At 70.6% G+C, this 15,485-nt stretch carries 12 protein-coding genes; 8 read left to right on the top strand and 4 right to left on the bottom strand.

The genetic code is table 11. From position 1 onward, the window contains the following. A partial coding sequence (locus NX1_RS27770; RefSeq protein ID WP_157120123.1) for an FAD-dependent oxidoreductase occupies positions 1 to 449 on the bottom strand: 449 nt, incomplete at its 3' end. 14 nt (positions 450 to 463) lie between these two features. After that, on the bottom strand, positions 464 to 1,066 hold the full coding sequence (locus tag NX1_RS27765; RefSeq protein ID WP_084501810.1) for a TetR/AcrR family transcriptional regulator: 603 nt from the start codon (positions 1,064 to 1,066) through the stop codon (positions 464 to 466). A 139-nt stretch (positions 1,067 to 1,205) separates the two neighbouring features. On the opposite strand from NX1_RS27765, the gene NX1_RS27760 reads away from it, so the two are divergent. Further along, a complete protein-coding gene (locus tag NX1_RS27760) occupies positions 1,206 to 2,780 on the top strand; it encodes an FAD-binding oxidoreductase (RefSeq protein ID WP_068065476.1) in 1,575 nt (524 codons plus the stop codon). Next, positions 2,780 to 3,748 (top strand): diacylglycerol kinase family protein, encoded by a 969-nt coding sequence (locus NX1_RS27755; RefSeq protein WP_068065473.1) that lies wholly within the window; start codon positions 2,780 to 2,782, stop codon positions 3,746 to 3,748. Before NX1_RS27760 ends, NX1_RS27755 begins: the two co-directional genes overlap by 1 nt. Positions 3,749 to 3,754: 6 nt before the next feature. On the opposite strand, the gene NX1_RS27750 is transcribed toward NX1_RS27755, so the two are convergent. Together NX1_RS27750 and NX1_RS27745 are read right to left on the bottom strand one after the other, a co-directional pair. Beyond that, positions 3,755 to 4,447, bottom strand: a complete 693-nt coding sequence (locus NX1_RS27750) for a P-loop nucleotide/nucleoside kinase family protein (protein ID WP_245668707.1) — start codon at positions 4,445 to 4,447, stop codon at positions 3,755 to 3,757. A gap of 114 nt (positions 4,448 to 4,561) precedes the next feature. Next, positions 4,562 to 5,152 (bottom strand): helix-turn-helix domain-containing protein, encoded by a 591-nt coding sequence (locus NX1_RS27745; protein ID WP_068065470.1) that lies wholly within the window; start codon positions 5,150 to 5,152, stop codon positions 4,562 to 4,564. Positions 5,153 to 5,320: 168 nt separating this feature from the next. On the opposite strand from NX1_RS27745, the gene NX1_RS27740 reads away from it, so the two are divergent. The 6 genes from NX1_RS27740 to NX1_RS27715 all read left to right on the top strand — a co-directional run bounded on the left by NX1_RS27740 (position 5,321) and on the right by NX1_RS27715 (position 15,431). After that, positions 5,321 to 6,280, top strand: coding sequence for an NAD(P)/FAD-dependent oxidoreductase (locus NX1_RS27740; protein WP_068065468.1), 960 nt, complete (start codon positions 5,321 to 5,323; stop codon positions 6,278 to 6,280). A 235-nt stretch (positions 6,281 to 6,515) separates the two neighbouring features. Then, positions 6,516 to 9,197 (top strand): valine--tRNA ligase, encoded by a 2,682-nt coding sequence (locus NX1_RS27735; protein WP_068065465.1) that lies wholly within the window; start codon positions 6,516 to 6,518, stop codon positions 9,195 to 9,197. Beyond that, complete coding sequence (folC, locus tag NX1_RS27730) at positions 9,194 to 10,651, top strand: bifunctional tetrahydrofolate synthase/dihydrofolate synthase (protein WP_084501808.1); 1,458 nt, start codon at positions 9,194 to 9,196, stop codon at positions 10,649 to 10,651. The genes NX1_RS27735 and folC overlap by 4 nt, the downstream gene beginning before the upstream one ends. Then, positions 10,648 to 11,085, top strand: a complete 438-nt coding sequence (locus NX1_RS27725) for a DUF4233 domain-containing protein (protein WP_068065463.1) — start codon at positions 10,648 to 10,650, stop codon at positions 11,083 to 11,085. Before folC ends, NX1_RS27725 begins: the two co-directional genes overlap by 4 nt. A gap of 170 nt (positions 11,086 to 11,255) precedes the next feature. Next, on the top strand, positions 11,256 to 11,672 hold the full coding sequence (ndk, locus tag NX1_RS27720) for a nucleoside-diphosphate kinase (protein WP_068065460.1): 417 nt from the start codon (positions 11,256 to 11,258) through the stop codon (positions 11,670 to 11,672). A 534-nt stretch (positions 11,673 to 12,206) separates the two neighbouring features. After that, positions 12,207 to 15,431 (top strand): translation initiation factor IF-2 N-terminal domain-containing protein, encoded by a 3,225-nt coding sequence (locus tag NX1_RS27715; protein ID WP_068065457.1) that lies wholly within the window; start codon positions 12,207 to 12,209, stop codon positions 15,429 to 15,431. Positions 15,432 to 15,485 lie beyond the last annotated feature (54 nt).

Here is a 15,485-nt window from a genome sequence, read left to right as displayed (position 1 = left end):
GCGGCCGGGGTGCCCGCGCCGCGCCGCAACGCGTCTCCCGCCAGGAAGCCCGCGCGGATCAACGCCTGTTGCGCCGCGCCGACATTCGGCAGCAGCGGTACCAGCTGCGGCAGCGGACGCACCAGATGCGGTGCGGTGGAGCCGATCAGAATGCCGCGCTCGACCGCGCTCTCGTGCGCGATCCCGATCCGCCCGCTCGCCAGGTATCGCAGACCGCCGTGCACCAGCTTCGAACTCCACCGGCTGGTGCCGAACGCCAGGTCGTGCCGTTCCACCAGCACGGTGCGCAGTCCGCGCGCGGCGGCGTCCAGCGCGGCGCCCGCTCCGGTCACGCCGCCGCCGATCACCAGCACGTCGATCTCGCCGCCGTCGCCGAGGGCGCGCAACTCACGCGCGCGGCGTTCGGCATTGAGCGCGGAATCCCCGCCGGTCGCCGGATCGTTGGTCATGGCAAAGCCTTTCGTCATTCGGAGGCGCCGGGGCGGAGGTAGCCGTCTATGGCGCGGGCCAGTTCGGTGTCCAGCTCGGGGGCGGGCAGCATGGGGGCGACGGTTCCCGCGGATTGCACAGCGGACTGCACGATCAGCAGCATCATGGTGGCCAGCCGGCGAGGATCGCCGGACCGGATGGAGCCGTCTTGCTGGCCGTCTTCGATCGCGGCGGCGAACAGCTCGATGAGGATTCGCTGATTGCGGCCGAGCCTGCCGAAGACATACGTCAGCATCAGGTCGGTGTCGGTGCGAAAGATCTTGCCGAACAACGGGTTCGAGCGAACCATCCCGGCACCCTCGACAACGCCCTCGACCAGCCGTGTCCGCGCGGGACCCGCCTCGGGCATGGCGGCGGTGAGAATGCCGCGCAGTTCGCGTACCAGTAGCTCGGCGACCAGTGCGCCGGTGTCGGACCAACGGCGATATACGGTCGGCCTGCTGACGCCCGCGCGGCGCGCGACCTCGGTGAGCGTGGTCCTGCGCACCCCGAACTCCTCGACGCAGGCGCGCGCGGCGTCGAAGATCGCCAGGTCGATGGCCGAAAGTTCGGCATCCGGGTCGTCGGTCACGTGAATCACCACCGGGATCGATGCGGGGACGGACAGTTACTGCTTGACAGTCTATGTCAAACTGTAACGTATGGTCGAGACGCAGCAGGAAGGCGGGCATTCCGGGCCCGCGGCAAAGCCGGGCGCGCACGCGCAAGTACCGAGTATGGTGTGGGACGCCTGGGGTATCCCGGCCGGACACAAGCCGCTTTCGGCGCAGATCCGCGGCCTGCTCGCGCAGGTTTTCGGCGTGTCCGGCGAACCGGTGGCGCGCCGCGATGAGGGTGACGTGCCACTGCGCCCGTCGGCGTTGACGCAGGCGCAGCGGGACGGGTTGGTCGCGGTGGTCGGTGCGGACAATGTGTCGGCCGACCATCACGATCGACTGCGGCGCGCGGGTGGCAAGAGCACCCTGGATTTGCTGCGCCGTCGGGCCGAGGGTCCGCAGGATGCCCCCGACGCCATCGTCTTTCCGGCCGACCACGGGCAGGTTCTCGCGGTGCTGGCCTACTGCGCCGAGCACGGCATCGCGGTGGTGCCCTTCGGCGGCGGCACCAGCGTGGTCGGCGGCGTCGATCCGGTGCGCGGGCAATTCGACACCGTCATCGCCCTCGACCTGCGCCGCATCGACTCGCTCACCGAGGTCGACCCGGTGAGCGGCACCGCGACCCTCGGCGCTGGTCTCACCGGACCGCAGGCCGAGAAACTGCTCGCCGCGCAAGGACTTTCGCTCGGCCACTTCCCGCAGAGCTTCGAATTCGCCAGCATCGGCGGTTTCGCGGCCACCAGGTCTTCCGGTCAGGCCTCGGCGGGATACGGCCGGTTCGACGACATGGTGCAGCGACTGAAGATCGCCACGCCGACCGGCTCGCTGGAACTGGGCCGCGCGCCCGCCTCCGCCGCCGGCCCCGACCTGCGCGAGCTGTTCGTCGGTTCGGAGGGCACGCTCGGCGTGATCACCGAGGTCACCCTGCGCGTGCACCCGCTCCCGGAAACCACCGTCTACCAGGCGTGGTCGTTCCCCGACTTCGCCACCGGCGCTGCCGCGCTGCGCGCCGTGGTGCAGGCGGGCGCCGCCCCGACGGTGTTCCGGCTCTCCGACGAGGCCGAGACCGGACTGAACCTGGCCCGCTCGGGCGATATCGGCGGCCAAGCGGTGGCGGGCTGCCTCGCCATCACCACCTTCGAGGGCAGCGCGGAGCACGTCGCGGCCCGCTCGGCCGAGGCGGCCGCGCTGCTGGCGGCCACGGGCGGCACCGCGCTCGGTGAACAGCCCGCCCGGGAATGGGAGCACGGCCGGTTCGCCGCGCCCTACACGCGTGACGCACTGCTCGATGCCGGGGTGCTGTGCGAGACCCTCGAGACCGCGACGACGTGGTCCAACATCGCCGAGCTCAAGGCGAAAACGACTGCGGCGCTGACCGATTCGCTCGCCACGCAGGGCACGCCGGCGCTGGTGATGTGCCATATCTCGCACACGTACCCGACCGGCGCTTCGCTGTACTTCACCGTAGTCGCCAAGCAACTCGACGACCCGATCGCGCAGTGGCAGACCGCCAAACGCGCGGTGGGCGACGCGATCATGGCCGCGGGCGGCACGATCACCCACCACCACGCGGTCGGCGCGGACCACCGGCCCTGGCTGCCCGCCGAGGTCGGCGAGCTCGGCATCCGGGTGCTGCGCGCGGTGAAACGGGAATTGGACCCCGTGGGCATCCTCAACCCTGGGAAACTGATCTGATGAGCCGCAAGGCATCTGGCAGCATCCGCTCCGCACTTGTCGTCACGAACCGGTTGTCCGGCGCGGGCAAGGGACACGACACCGCGACGGTGGCCATCGCCAGGCTCGCCGAGCGCGGCGTCGAGGTGACCGAGATCCGCGCGCCGTCGGCGGCCGAATCCGTTCGGCTGGTGCGTGATTCGCTGGCGAATCCGGATCCGGCGGCTCGGCCCGACGCGGTGGTATGCGTGGGCGGGGACGGCCTGATCTGCGTGATCCTCGAGGCCGTCGCGCAGACCGGCGTTCCGCTCGGCTTGGTACCGAGCGGAACGGGCAACGATCTGGCGCGGGCGCTCGCCATCCCGACCGACGACCCGGAGGCCGCGGTCGACGTGGTGCTCGCCGGGCGCACGAAGGTGATGGACCTCGGCCGCATCGAGTCGGCCGCGCCCGATAGCGCCCCGATGTGGTTCGCGACCGTCACGGGGACCGGCTTCGACGCGCGGGTGACGTTGCGCGCGAACGAGATGCGCTGGCCCAAGGGCAGGCTCCGCTATACCGTCGCGGCGCTGGCCGAGATCACCGGCGGCTTCACCGTGCCCTATCGAATCGACCTGTCGGGCATCGCCGAAGGCGCGGTGGACAATCCGCCCGGCGACGGCGTGCTCGAGACCGACGCGGTGATGGTCGCGGTGGGCAACACCCGCACCTACGGCGGCGGCATGCTGATCTGCCCCGACGCCGAGATGGACGACGGCCTGCTCGATCTCACGGTGGTCGGCGCGGTGTCGCGGCTGGAGATGCTGCGCCTGCTGCCGGCGCTGTCGGCGGGCAAGCGCATCGATCATCCCGCCGTGGCCCAATACCGCGCCGCGGCGGTGACTCTCACCGCGCCGGGCGCGCCCGCCACCGCCGACGGCGAACCGGCGGGGACGCTGCCCATCACGTTGCGCGCGGTGCCCGCGGCGCTGACGGTGCTCGTGCCATGAGCCCGCTCAGCCGTCGAACGAGACGCGCGTCATGCGGTTGACGGTGGAACGGTCCACGATGACGACGGAGGAGGACGGAGCGGGGGCGGCGCTGTCGCCGGTGTCGAGATCGCGGATCAGGCGATCCCAGCCGCGGCAGTGCAGGGTGAAGAACATCCCGTTGATACGGCGGCCGCGGGCGTATTGGCCGGCCCTGGCCACCGCCGCGGGCACGTCGAGCATGACGACGTGCAGATCCCTGCGGTAGGCACTCGCCCAGCGTGCGATCATCCTGCGGCTCCAGCCGAAGGTGCCGCAATCGTGGATCACCACCGGGCCCGTGGCGTCACGCAACGCCGCCCGGATGCCCGCGTAGTGCACGACGTGGACGACCGGACGCCAGAGCGGATAGGGAAGCCAGCCGAGCCGGTGCCGCCAGTGGTTCCGCGCGTGCTGCGAATCCAGCACGATCGAACCGGACGGCCCGGCGGGTGGCGCATCGGCCGTGGCGTCCGCGCCGAAGAACTTCCGCAACGCCGTGCTCTTGCCCGCACCCGGCACCCCGGCGAAGATCAGTGCCGCCGTTGGGGGGTAACGCAATTCATCGATCGTCCGGCCGCGCAGATCGTGCACGCCGACCGGCGTCATCGCGCGGGCGGCGGCCAGCGGCAAGCGCGGCTCGGGGGAGTGCAGGGGTAGAGCATCGAGCGGGGGGTTCACCCCTTCCAGGCTCCCTAGTCCGGTCCGATTCGGCAACCGGGAAAACCCTGAGATCACGGCGGCGCGAGGATGATTCGCCGCGACCCGCCGGATTGCCCGGCGAGCAGGCGAAACTCACCGCTGGCTGCGGCGCGGCCGCGCTCGTACGTGCATGCGCTCGCCCTGACTGCCGAACAGGCTCAGTATCTCGACGGGACCGCGCCCGGCGCTGCCGAACCAGTGCGGTTGCCGCGTATCGAATTCCGCGGTCTCGCCGGGGCCCATGATCAGGTCGTGTTCGCCGAGGATCAGCCGAAGCCTGCCGGAGAGCACATACAGCCATTCGTAGCCCTCGTGCACCCGGGGATCGGGATCCTTGCGCTCGGGCGGGAGAATCATCTTGAACGCTTGCAGCGGGCCGGGGCGAGCGGTCAGCGGCAGCACGGTGTACCCGTCGACCTGTCGCGGTGTGGCGTGCACGCGCGGGTCCGCGATCTTGGGTGCCGCCACCAGCTCGTCCAGCGGCACCTGCAAGGCCATCGCGATGGGCAACAGCAACTCCAGGCTCGCCTTGCGCTGCCCGGATTCCAGCCGCGACAGCGTGCTCTTGGAGATGCCGGTGGTCGCCGACAGCGCGGTCAGGGTGATGGTGCGGTGGGTGCGCAGCGCCTTCAGCCGGGGCCCGATATCGGCGAGCGCCCGAGTGATACCCGGTTGGTCGTACATGTCCTCAGTGCACGCCTGCTTCCCGGAAACGGCAAATTTCGTTGCCGATACCGGGCGCTGACCGGCACCGTGGACGCGGAGGTGATCGCGTATGAGTGAACGGAGACCACGAATCATGTGCCAGCGCGTATCGCGCATGCCGGAACCGAGGATCGGCGAGGTGCGAGCATGAGTGAACAGAACACCGAGGATCAGCGGGCCTACGACGTGGTCGTCGTCGGCGGCGGCGCGGCGGGACTTTCGGCGGCGCTGGTCTTGACCAGGGCGCGGCGGCGAGTCGCGGTGGTCGAGGGCGGCGCGCCGCGCAATGCGCCCGCCCAGCACATGCACGGCTTCCTGTCCAGGGATGGCCTGCCGCCCACCGAGTTACTGGCCACCGGCGCCGCCGAGGTGGCTGGATACGGCGGCGAGCTGCTCGACGACGAGGTGACGGACGCGGAAAGAGACCGGGACACAGGCGAATTCACGCTCCGCCTGGCCTCGGGCGGACAGCTGACGGCCCGGCGCGTGCTCGTCGCGACCGGACTGCGCGACGTGCTGCCCGACCTGCCCGGTGTGCGCGAGCGCTGGGGCGCGGACGTCCTGCACTGCCCGTATTGCCACGGATACGAGGTACGCGATCAGCCGCTCGGCGTGATCGGCGGCACCGAACCCGGCGCGGTGGCCAGGGCGGTGCACGTCGCGCTGCTGCTGCCGCAGTGGTCGGCCGACGTGATCTTCTTCCCGCACACGATGGAGCTGACCTGGCACGATCTGGATCGGCTCGCCGCCCGGGGCGTGCGCGTCGTCACCGGTGAGGTCGCGCGGTTGGCGGTCGAGGACGGCAGGCTGCGCGGCGTGGAGCTGGCCGACGGCCGCGCGGTGCCGCGATCGGCGGTGTTCGTCGCGCCGACCTTCGTGCCCAACGGCGACGTGCTCACCGCGCTCGGCTGCGAGACAGGGCCGGACGGCTGGGTCGTCACCGACGCGCGCGGACGGACCAGCGTGCCGGGAGTCTGGGCGGCGGGCAATGTCGCGGACCCCGGCGCCCAGGTGATCTCCGCCGCGGGCGCGGGATCGACGGCCGCCATCGCGATCAACGCCGACCTGGTCGAACAGGAGCCGGCGGTCCCCGTCGCGGCGCGCTGACGCGGACCCGAGGCAGGGTGCGCGGCGACGGCGTCGCCGGAAGCTGAGAATTACTTGTGGATTCGGGGTCGGCCCATGGATCGCCGGTAAGCTGTGAGGCGTAGGCGGAGTGTTCGGTGTCCCTCATCCACCGAAGGCTCCGCCTCCTTTCGTTTCCGCACCCTGGTTCGCGCCACGGAGCGCGGGCCGCGGGGAGGCGGCGAGGCCATGTCGAGCCAACCCCTAGAATCACGGAGTGACCAGCGCAGCCCCTGACAACTCGCGTAATCGTGCCGATGCCCTCCCCAAGAGCTGGGACCCCAGCGTCGTGGAGGCCGAGACGTACGAGCGCTGGGTAGCGGCTGGGTATTTCCAGGCCGACACCGCAAGCGGCAAGCCCCCGTACTCGATCGTGCTGCCGCCGCCGAACGTCACCGGCACCCTGCACATGGGCCATGCACTCGACCACACCCTGATGGACACCCTCGCCCGCCGGAAGCGGATGCAGGGCTACGAGGTGCTGTGGTTGCCCGGCATGGACCACGCGGGCATCGCCACCCAGACCGTGGTGGAGAAGCAGCTCGCCGTCGACGGCAAGACCAAGGAAGACTTCGGCCGCGAACTGTTCATCGACAAGGTCTGGGACTGGAAGCGCGAGTCCGGCGGCGCCATCCAGTGGCAGATGCGCGCCCTCGGCGACGGCGTCGACTGGAGCCGCGACCGCTTCACCATGGACGAGGGCCTCTCGCGGGCCGTGCAGACCATCTTCAAGCGCCTCTACGACGCGGGCCTGATCTACCGCGCCGAGCGCCTGGTGAACTGGTCGCCCGAACTGCGCACCGCCATCTCCGACATCGAGGTCAAGCACGAGGAAGTCGCGGGCGAGCTGATCTCGCTGCGCTACGGCTCGCTGAACGACGACGAACCGCACGTCATCGTGGCCACCACCCGGGTGGAGACGATGCTCGGCGACACCGCGGTGGCGGTGCACCCGGAGGACCCGCGCTACCAGACACTGATCGGCACCACACTGGAGCACCCGATCACCGGTCGTCAGATCCCGATCGTCGCCGACGACTACGTCGACCCCGAGTTCGGTTCCGGCGCGGTGAAGATCACACCCGCGCACGACCCGAACGACTTCGAGATCGGCCTGCGGCACAACCTGCCGATGCCGACGATCATGGACGAGCGCGGCCGGATCGCGAACACCGGAACCGAATTCGACGGGATGGACCGTTTCGAGGCCCGCGTCAAGGTCCGCGAGCGGCTCGCCGCGGAAGGCCGCGTCGTCGCGGAGAAGCGTCCGTACCTGCACAGCGTCGGCCATTCCGAGCGCACCGGTGAGCCCATCGAGCCACGGCTCTCCATGCAGTGGTGGGTCAAGGTGGAATCGCTTGCCAAGGCAGCGGGCGACGCGGTCCGCAACGGCGACACCGTCATCCACCCGGCCAGCCAGGAGCCGCGCTGGTTCGAGTGGGTCGACAACATGCACGACTGGACCATCTCGCGCCAGCTGTGGTGGGGTCACCGCATCCCGATCTGGTACGGCCCCGAGGGCGAAGTGATCTGCGTCGGCCCGGACGAGACCGCCCCCGAAGGCTGGGTGCAGGACCCGGACGTGCTCGACACCTGGTTCTCCTCCGGCCTGTGGCCGTTCTCCACGATGGGCTGGCCGGACGCGACGCCGGAGCTGGAGAAGTTCTATCCGACCAGCGTGCTGGTCACCGGCTACGACATCCTCTTCTTCTGGGTGGCCAGAATGATGATGTTCGGCATGTTCGTCTCCGAGGATCCGGCCATCGTCGCGGGCAAGACTTCCGGCGCGGTGCAGGTGCCGTTCAAGGATGTCTTCCTGCACGGCCTGATCCGCGACCAGTTCGGCAAGAAGATGTCGAAGTCGCGCGGCAACGGCATCGACCCGCTGGACTGGATCAAGGCGTACGGCGCGGACGCGCTGCGCTTCACCTTGGCACGCGGCGCGCAGCCCGGCGGCGACCTGTCCGTCGGCGAGCCGCACGCGCTCGCCTCGCGCAGCTTCGTCACCAAGCTGTTCAACGCCACCAAGTTCGCGCTGATGAACGGCGCCGAGCCCGGTGCGCTTCCCGGCCGCGCGGCGCTCACCGACGCCGACCGCTGGATCCTGGATCGCTTGGATCAGGTTCTGGCCGAAGTGGATTCGGCCTTCGACGCCTACGAGTTCGGCAAGGCGTGCGAGGCGCTGTACCACTTCGCCTGGGACGAGCTGTGCGACTGGTATCTGGAGCTGGCCAAGGTGCAGTTCGCCGAATCCGAGGAGCGGGCGGCCGCGACGAGGACCGTGCTCGGCAACGTGCTCGACTCGGTGCTGCGGCTGCTGCATCCGGTGATCCCGTTCGTCACCGAGGAACTGTGGCAGGCGCTCACCGGCGGTGAGTCCGTGGTGATCTCCGCGTGGCCGCAGGTCAGCGGGATCGCCGCCGACACCGTTGCGGCGCAGCGTGTTTCGGATGCCCAGCGGTTGATCACCGAGATCCGCCGGTTCCGCAGCGACCAGGGCCTCGCCGACAAGCAGAAGGTGTCGGCCAAGCTGATCGGTCTGGAGCAGGCCGACCTCACGGCGCTGGAGCCGTCGGTCGCCAACCTGGCCCGGCTCACCGCGCCCGGCGCCGAGTTCGCCGCCACCGCCTCACTGGAGGTGCGCCTGAGCGGCGCGACGGTGACCGTCGAACTGGACACCTCGGGCGCGGTCGACCTCGACGCCGAACGCCGCCGCCTGGAGAAGGATCTGGCCGCCGCGGAGAAGGAGCTGGCGGGCACCGAAGCCAAGCTCGGCAACGAGGCGTTCCTGGCCAAGGCTCCCGAACCGGTGGTGGCCAAGATCAAGAACCGTCGCGATGTCGCCGCCGCCGAGGTGGAGCGCATCGGGGCGCGGCTCGCGGAACTGGCGGTCAAATGAACGAGGAGCCGGAGCGGCAGTACCCGGACGACAGCGGAGGCGCCCGGCTCCGGTCGGGACCGTCGCCGGTGGAGCTCGCCGAGATGGCGCTGGTCGAGGCGGAACTCGACCAGCGCTGGCCGGAGACCAAGATCGAGCCCTCGCTCACCCGCATCGCCACCCTGATGGATCTGCTCGGCTCCCCGCAGCAGAGCTATCCGGCGATCCATATCGCGGGCACCAACGGCAAGACCTCGGTCACCCGCATGATCGACGCGCTGCTCACCGCGCTGCACCGGCGGACCGGCCGCATCACAAGCCCGCACCTGCAATTGGCCACCGAGCGGATCAGCATCGACAACGCGCCGATCAGTCCGGCCAAGTACGTCGAGACCTATCGCGAGCTACTGCCCTACATCGAGATGATCGACGCGCAGTCCGCCACGGCGGGCGGTCCGGCGATGAGCAAGTTCGAGGTGCTCACCGGCATGGCCTACGCCGCGTTCGCGGAGGCGCCGGTCGACGTGGCGGTCGTGGAGACCGGCATGGGCGGCACCTGGGACGCCACCAATGTGATCGACGGCCAGGTCGCGGTGATCACCCCGATCGGGCTGGACCACGTCGACTACCTCGGCCCCGACCTCGCGGCCATCGCGGGGGAGAAGGCGGGGATCATCAAACGCGCTCCGGAGAGCCTGGTTCCGCGCGACAACGTCGCGGTGATCGCGCAGCAGGAGCCCGAAGCCATGGAGGTGCTGCTGCGCCGGGCCGTCGAGGTGGACGCCGCGGTGGCCCGCGAGGGCTCGGAGTTCAAGGTGCTCGCGCGGCGCATCGCCGTCGGCGGCCAGCAGCTCGAGCTACAGGGTCTCGGCGGGGTGTACGACGAGATCTTCTTGCCGCTGCACGGCGAGCACCAGGCCCGCAACGCGGTGCTCGCGCTGGCCGCGGTCGAGGCGTTCTTCGGCGCCGGCGCACAGCGTCAGCTCGACATCGACGCCGTGCGCGCCGGATTCGCCTCGGTCTCCAGCCCCGGCCGCATGGAGCGGATGCGCAGCGCGCCGACGATCTTCATCGACGCGGCGCACAACCCGGCGGGCGCGCGGGCCCTCGCCGCAACCCTCGGCGAGGAGTTCGACTTCCGGAAGCTGGTCGGCGTCGTCGCGGTGCTCGGCGACAAGGACGCCGCGGGCATTCTCGAGGCGCTGGAGCCGGTGTTCGACGAGATCGTCGTCACCACCAACGGCTCGCCGCGCGCCATGGACATCGACAGCCTGGCGAACCTGGCCGTGCAGCGGTTCGGTGACGAGCGCGTGGTGACCGCCGACACGCTGCCCGACGCGCTGGAGACCGCGATCGCCATCGCCGAAGAGGTCGGCGACCCGGTCGAGGCGGTCTCGGGCGCGGGCGTGATTGTCACCGGCTCGGTGGTCACCGCGGGCGCGGCGCGCGCACTGTTCGGAAAGGACCCGGCATGAGTGAGCCCAGCGAGCGCCGCGAGGACGCGGCCGCCGCCGAGAAATCCGGCGCGAGCGCGGCTTCCGCGCCCGATCCGTGGAAGGGCCTGCGCGGCGTCATGGCGGGCACGTTGATCCTCGAGGCCATCGTGGTGCTGCTCGCGCTGCCTGTGGTCGCCGATGTCGGCGGTGGCGTCAGCTGGTTGTCCGGCAGCTACCTGGTGATCCTCGCGCTGCTGATGATCCTCGGCGCAGGCATGCAGCGCCGGCCCTGGGCGCTGCCGTTCAACCTCAGCCTCCAGGTCCTGGTGATCCTCGGCGCGTTCATCCACCTGTCCATCGGCATCATCGGCCTGCTCTTCGCGGCCGTCTGGGCGTTCATCCTGATACTGCGCGCCGAGGTCAAGCGCCGGATGGACCAGGGGCTGCTGCCCAGCCAGCGGATGAATCGGTAGAGGCGTGCCCCCGCACTCGCTCCGGCCATGCGCGGGCGTCGGCGAACTGCGTCCGGCGGTGTCCATCAGCGGCCCGGCAACGGCTGCCGACGCGGACCGAACGCGGCTGGGAGCATCGCTGCCGAGCGCTGGTTCGGTAGCGGGTGATGAGGTCAATTAGGCTGTGCGCCGTGACTGAGCAGACGTTGGTACTCATCAAGCCGGACGGCGTGGCCCGTGGCCTGGTCGGCGAGGTGCTGGCCCGTATCGAGCGCAAGGGCCTGAAGATCGCGGCCCTGGAGCTGAAGCAGGTGTCCGGGGAACTGGCCGAGGCGCACTACGCCGAGCACGCCGAGAAGCCGTTCTTCGGCTCCTTGATCGAGTTCATCACCTCCGGCCCGGTCGTGGCCGCAGTCCTGGAGGGCCCGCGCGCCATCGCCGCGTTCCGGCAGATCGCAGGCGGCACCGACCCCGTCGAGAAGGCCGTGCCGGGCAGCATCCGCGGCGACTTCGCCCTCGAGACCCAGTACAACCTCGTGCACGGCTCGGACTCGCCCGAGTCGGCCAAGCGCGAGATCGGGCTCTGGTTCCCCGAGTTCCCCGCCTGAGTTCCGCCGCCGACTCGCCGCGCCCGCTCGGGCGCGGCGAGACCGCGCGGGCCTCGCGGGCTCGCGCGTCACATCGTCCCTTGTCATGGGGGTCGTGCCGATGTGGCAAACCCGGGGCATCGGGCCGCTCACGCGCCGATGGCGAACCACGGGCGCACGATGTGGGATACTGGCAGTGGTCGTCAACGACACCGACAGTTCGCGCAGGTACGCGAATGGTCGGTGACGATGGCGACCGGATGACACCGCGGTTCGATGCCGATCATCGCTGCCACGGAAGGCCGCGCCCGGTTGCTGAGGGTGTGGCGGTCCGCGCAGGCACGCTGGATGAGCGCTCGCTTCCACGGAGTTCAGCCAACAGCCAGGCGCCGCGTGACCAGTTAGCCCGAAGACGAAGAACCAGGTGACAACCGGGCACGCGGGGCGAGACCACAGGACCTCACGTCGACGGCGTGAGGTGTACGGACAGCGCCCCCGCGTTGGCCGCGTCACTCCGTACCGGGAGGGACGCGCCCGGGGGTCCGAGGAGACTTCGTGGCCGATCAAGAGCCGCTGGAAACAACATCACAGGATGCCGATCAATTGCCGGAGCGAATCCGAGTTCACGCGCTTGCCAAGCGGCTGGGAGTGACGAGCAAGCGCATCCTGGCCAAACTCACCGAGCTGGGCGCCGACGCGCGCAGCGCGCAATCCAACGTCGACCGGGCGGTCGCGGAAACGGTGCGCGACGCACTCGTCGCTCCCGAACCCGCTGCGGCGACTCCCGCAGCGGAAGCCGAACCGCCTGCCGCCGAGCCGGAGGCAGCGGAGAAGGCCGCACCGGAGCCGGAGAAGCCCGCCGCGCAGCCGAGCGGCCTGCTCTTCTCCGCCCCTGACCCGGTGCACATCGGGCGATCGACGGTGAGCGCCGAGCCGACGCAGCTGTTCACCCATGCCGAGCCGAGCGAGCCGCAGGTCGCGGCGCCGCCGGTCTTCGAGGCGCCCTCCATCGCGGCACCGCTGTTCCTTTCGCCCGACGCGGCGGCCGCCGAACAGATGCGCAAGCAGCGCCGTGCCGAGCGCGAGGCCAAGCGCGCCGAGGAGGCCGCCGCGCAGGAGGTCGTCGAGGAGGAACCCGAGACCACCGAGGACGAGCAGGACAGCGCCGAGCAGCACGGCGACGGTGAAGGCCAGCCACGCCGTCGTCGTCGTGGCAGGCGCGGTCGTGGCCGTGGCCGCGGCGAGCAGCACGCCGATTCCGACGCCGAGGGCGACGAGGGCGATCAGTCCGAGTCCGACACCGAGGACGAGCCCGCCGCCGAGACCGCCGAGGACGCGGAATCCGCCGAGGCGAGCGACGAGGGCGAGGAGAGCGAGCACGAGGACGCGGTGCCGGAGGGCGCGAGCCGCCGTCGCCGTCGCCGCCGCCGCCGCAAGGTCGGCGGGGAGAGCGACGCCGAGCCCGCCGACGACGACCCGCCGAACACCGTCGTGCACGAGCGCGAGCCGCGCAGCAAGAGCCGCGGCCGGGCCGCCTCGGACGAGGTGCAGGGCATCACCGGCTCCACCCGGCTCGAGGCGAAGCGTCAGCGTCGCCGCGACGGTCGCGAGGCCGGTCGCCGCCGCCCGCCGATCCTGACCGAGTCGGAGTTCCTGGCCCGCCGCGAGGCGGTCGACCGGGTGATGGTCGTGCGCGAGAAGTCGTTCCCCGAACATCCGGCCGCCACTCAGGTCGCGGTGCTCGAGGACAACATCCTCGTCGAGCACTTCGTCACCAACACCGGCCAGGCATCGATGGTCGGCAACGTCTACCTGGGCAAGGTGCAGAACGTGCTGCCCAGCATGGAGGCGGCGTTCGTCGACATCGGCCGCGGCCGCAACGGCGTGCTGTACGCGGGCGAGGTGAACTGGGAGGCCGCCGGGCTCGGCGGCAAGGAGCGCAAGATCGAGCAGGCGCTCAAGCCCGGCGATCAGGTGCTCGTCCAGGTGTCCAAGGACCCGGTCGGGCACAAGGGCGCCCGGCTGACCACCCAGATCAGCCTGGCCGGTCGCTTCCTGGTGTACGTGCCGGGCGGCACCTCCACCGGCATCAGCCGCAAGCTGCCCGACACTGAGCGCAAGCGCCTCAAGGAGATCCTGCGCGACATCGTGCCCGCCGACGCGGGCGTGATCATCCGCACTGCCTCCGAGGGCGTCAGCGAGGCCGAGCTGGCCCGCGACGTGGAGCGGTTGCAGTCCACGTGGCGTGCCATCGAGGAGCAGGCGAACAAGGACGGCGGCGCGCCCAAGACGCTGTACGAGGAGCCCGATCTCCTCGTCAAGGTCATCCGCGACCTGTTCAACGAGGACTTCTCGCGGCTTGTCATCGAGGGCGACCGGGCGTGGAGCACGGTCGAGACCTACATCCGCACCGTCGCGCCGGATCTGCTCGCGCGGGTCTCCCGGCACGAGAACAACGGTGTGGACGTCTTCGAGACCTTCCGCATCGACGAGCAGCTCGGCAAGGCGCTCGATCGCAAGGTGTGGCTGCCCTCCGGCGGCACCCTGGTGATCGACCGCACCGAAGCCATGACCGTCATCGACGTCAACACCGGCAAGTTCACCGGGTCGGGCAACAGCAACCTGGAGGAGACCGTCACCAGGAACAACCTGGAGGCGGCCGAGGAGATCGTGCGCCAGATGCGGCTGCGCGACATCGGCGGCATGATCGTCGTCGACTTCATCGACATGGTGCTCGAGTCGAACCGCGACCTGGTGCTGCGCCGCCTGACCGAGGCGCTCGGCCGGGACCGCACCAGGCATCAGGTCTCCGAGGTGACCTCGCTCGGCTTGGTCCAGATGACGCGCAAGAAGCTGGGCACCGGGCTGGTCGAGGCGTTCTCGACCACCTGTGAGCACTGCCACGGCCGGGGCATCCTGGTGCACACCTACCCGGTGGAGCTCGCGCCCGCCGAGGACACCTCGACCCGTCGCGAGGGCGGCTCGCGCCGTCGCCGCGGCCGGGACAAGGGCGCGGCCGCCGCGGCTGCCACCAACGGCACGCCGCCGCCGAGTGAGTCGGTCGAGGAAGGGGCCGCCGTCAAGCGGGCGCATCCGGTGGCGCTTGCCATGGCCGCGCACAACGTCGAGACCGAGCATGCCGAGGAATCGGTCGCTGAGGCCGAGGTCGTCGCGACCGATGCCGACGCGGTGGCGGCGAATGTGGCCGATGCCGTTGTGGCCGCCAAGGAGTCGATCGCCGAGGAAGCTGCCGAGGCCGAGCCATGGGCCGAGGAGGTCGCCGAGGTCGAAGCGGTGACCGAGGAAGCCGTCGGTGTCGTGGCCGAGGAGGCCGTCGCGGAAGCGGCTGTTGCCGAGGAGGCCGAGGCCGAGGAGGTTGCCGAGATCGTGGCGGAGGCGGCCGCCGAGGCGCTGGAGGAGCAGGTCGAAGCGGTCGAGTCGGCGCCCGCGGAGATCGACCTGGTTCCGGCGACCGAGGAGCCGGAGCCGACGGTGCGAAAAGAGGCCGAGGAAGCCGCTGTCGCCGCCGCTGATCGAGCGGTTGCCAACGGTGAACCGGCGCCCCCGCAGGCGCCTCGCCGCCGCAGGGTGGCGCGTTCGGCGGCCGCGCCCGCGGCCGACAGCGCCGGAGCCGTTTTCGTGCTGTCCAGCGCCGACCAGGGCGGCACGCCCGCAGTCGACTACTCGCAGCCCGAGTCGGTCGACCTGCCGCAGCGTGGGCGTCCGCGCCGCAGGGCCGTCGGCCGTCCCGCGGGCCCGCCGGTCGATACGCCCAGCTGAGTCGAGTGTGATTCGGCCGGTCGGACCCGCGAGGGGCGACCGGCCGAATGCGTT

It is taken from the genome of Nocardia xishanensis NBRC 101358 (assembly GCF_001613365.1).
GTDB classification, from domain to species: domain Bacteria; phylum Actinomycetota; class Actinomycetes; order Mycobacteriales; family Mycobacteriaceae; genus Nocardia; species Nocardia xishanensis.
The sequence above is the reverse complement of the archived record's forward strand: the minus strand, read 5'-3'. Positions and strand labels throughout refer to the sequence as shown.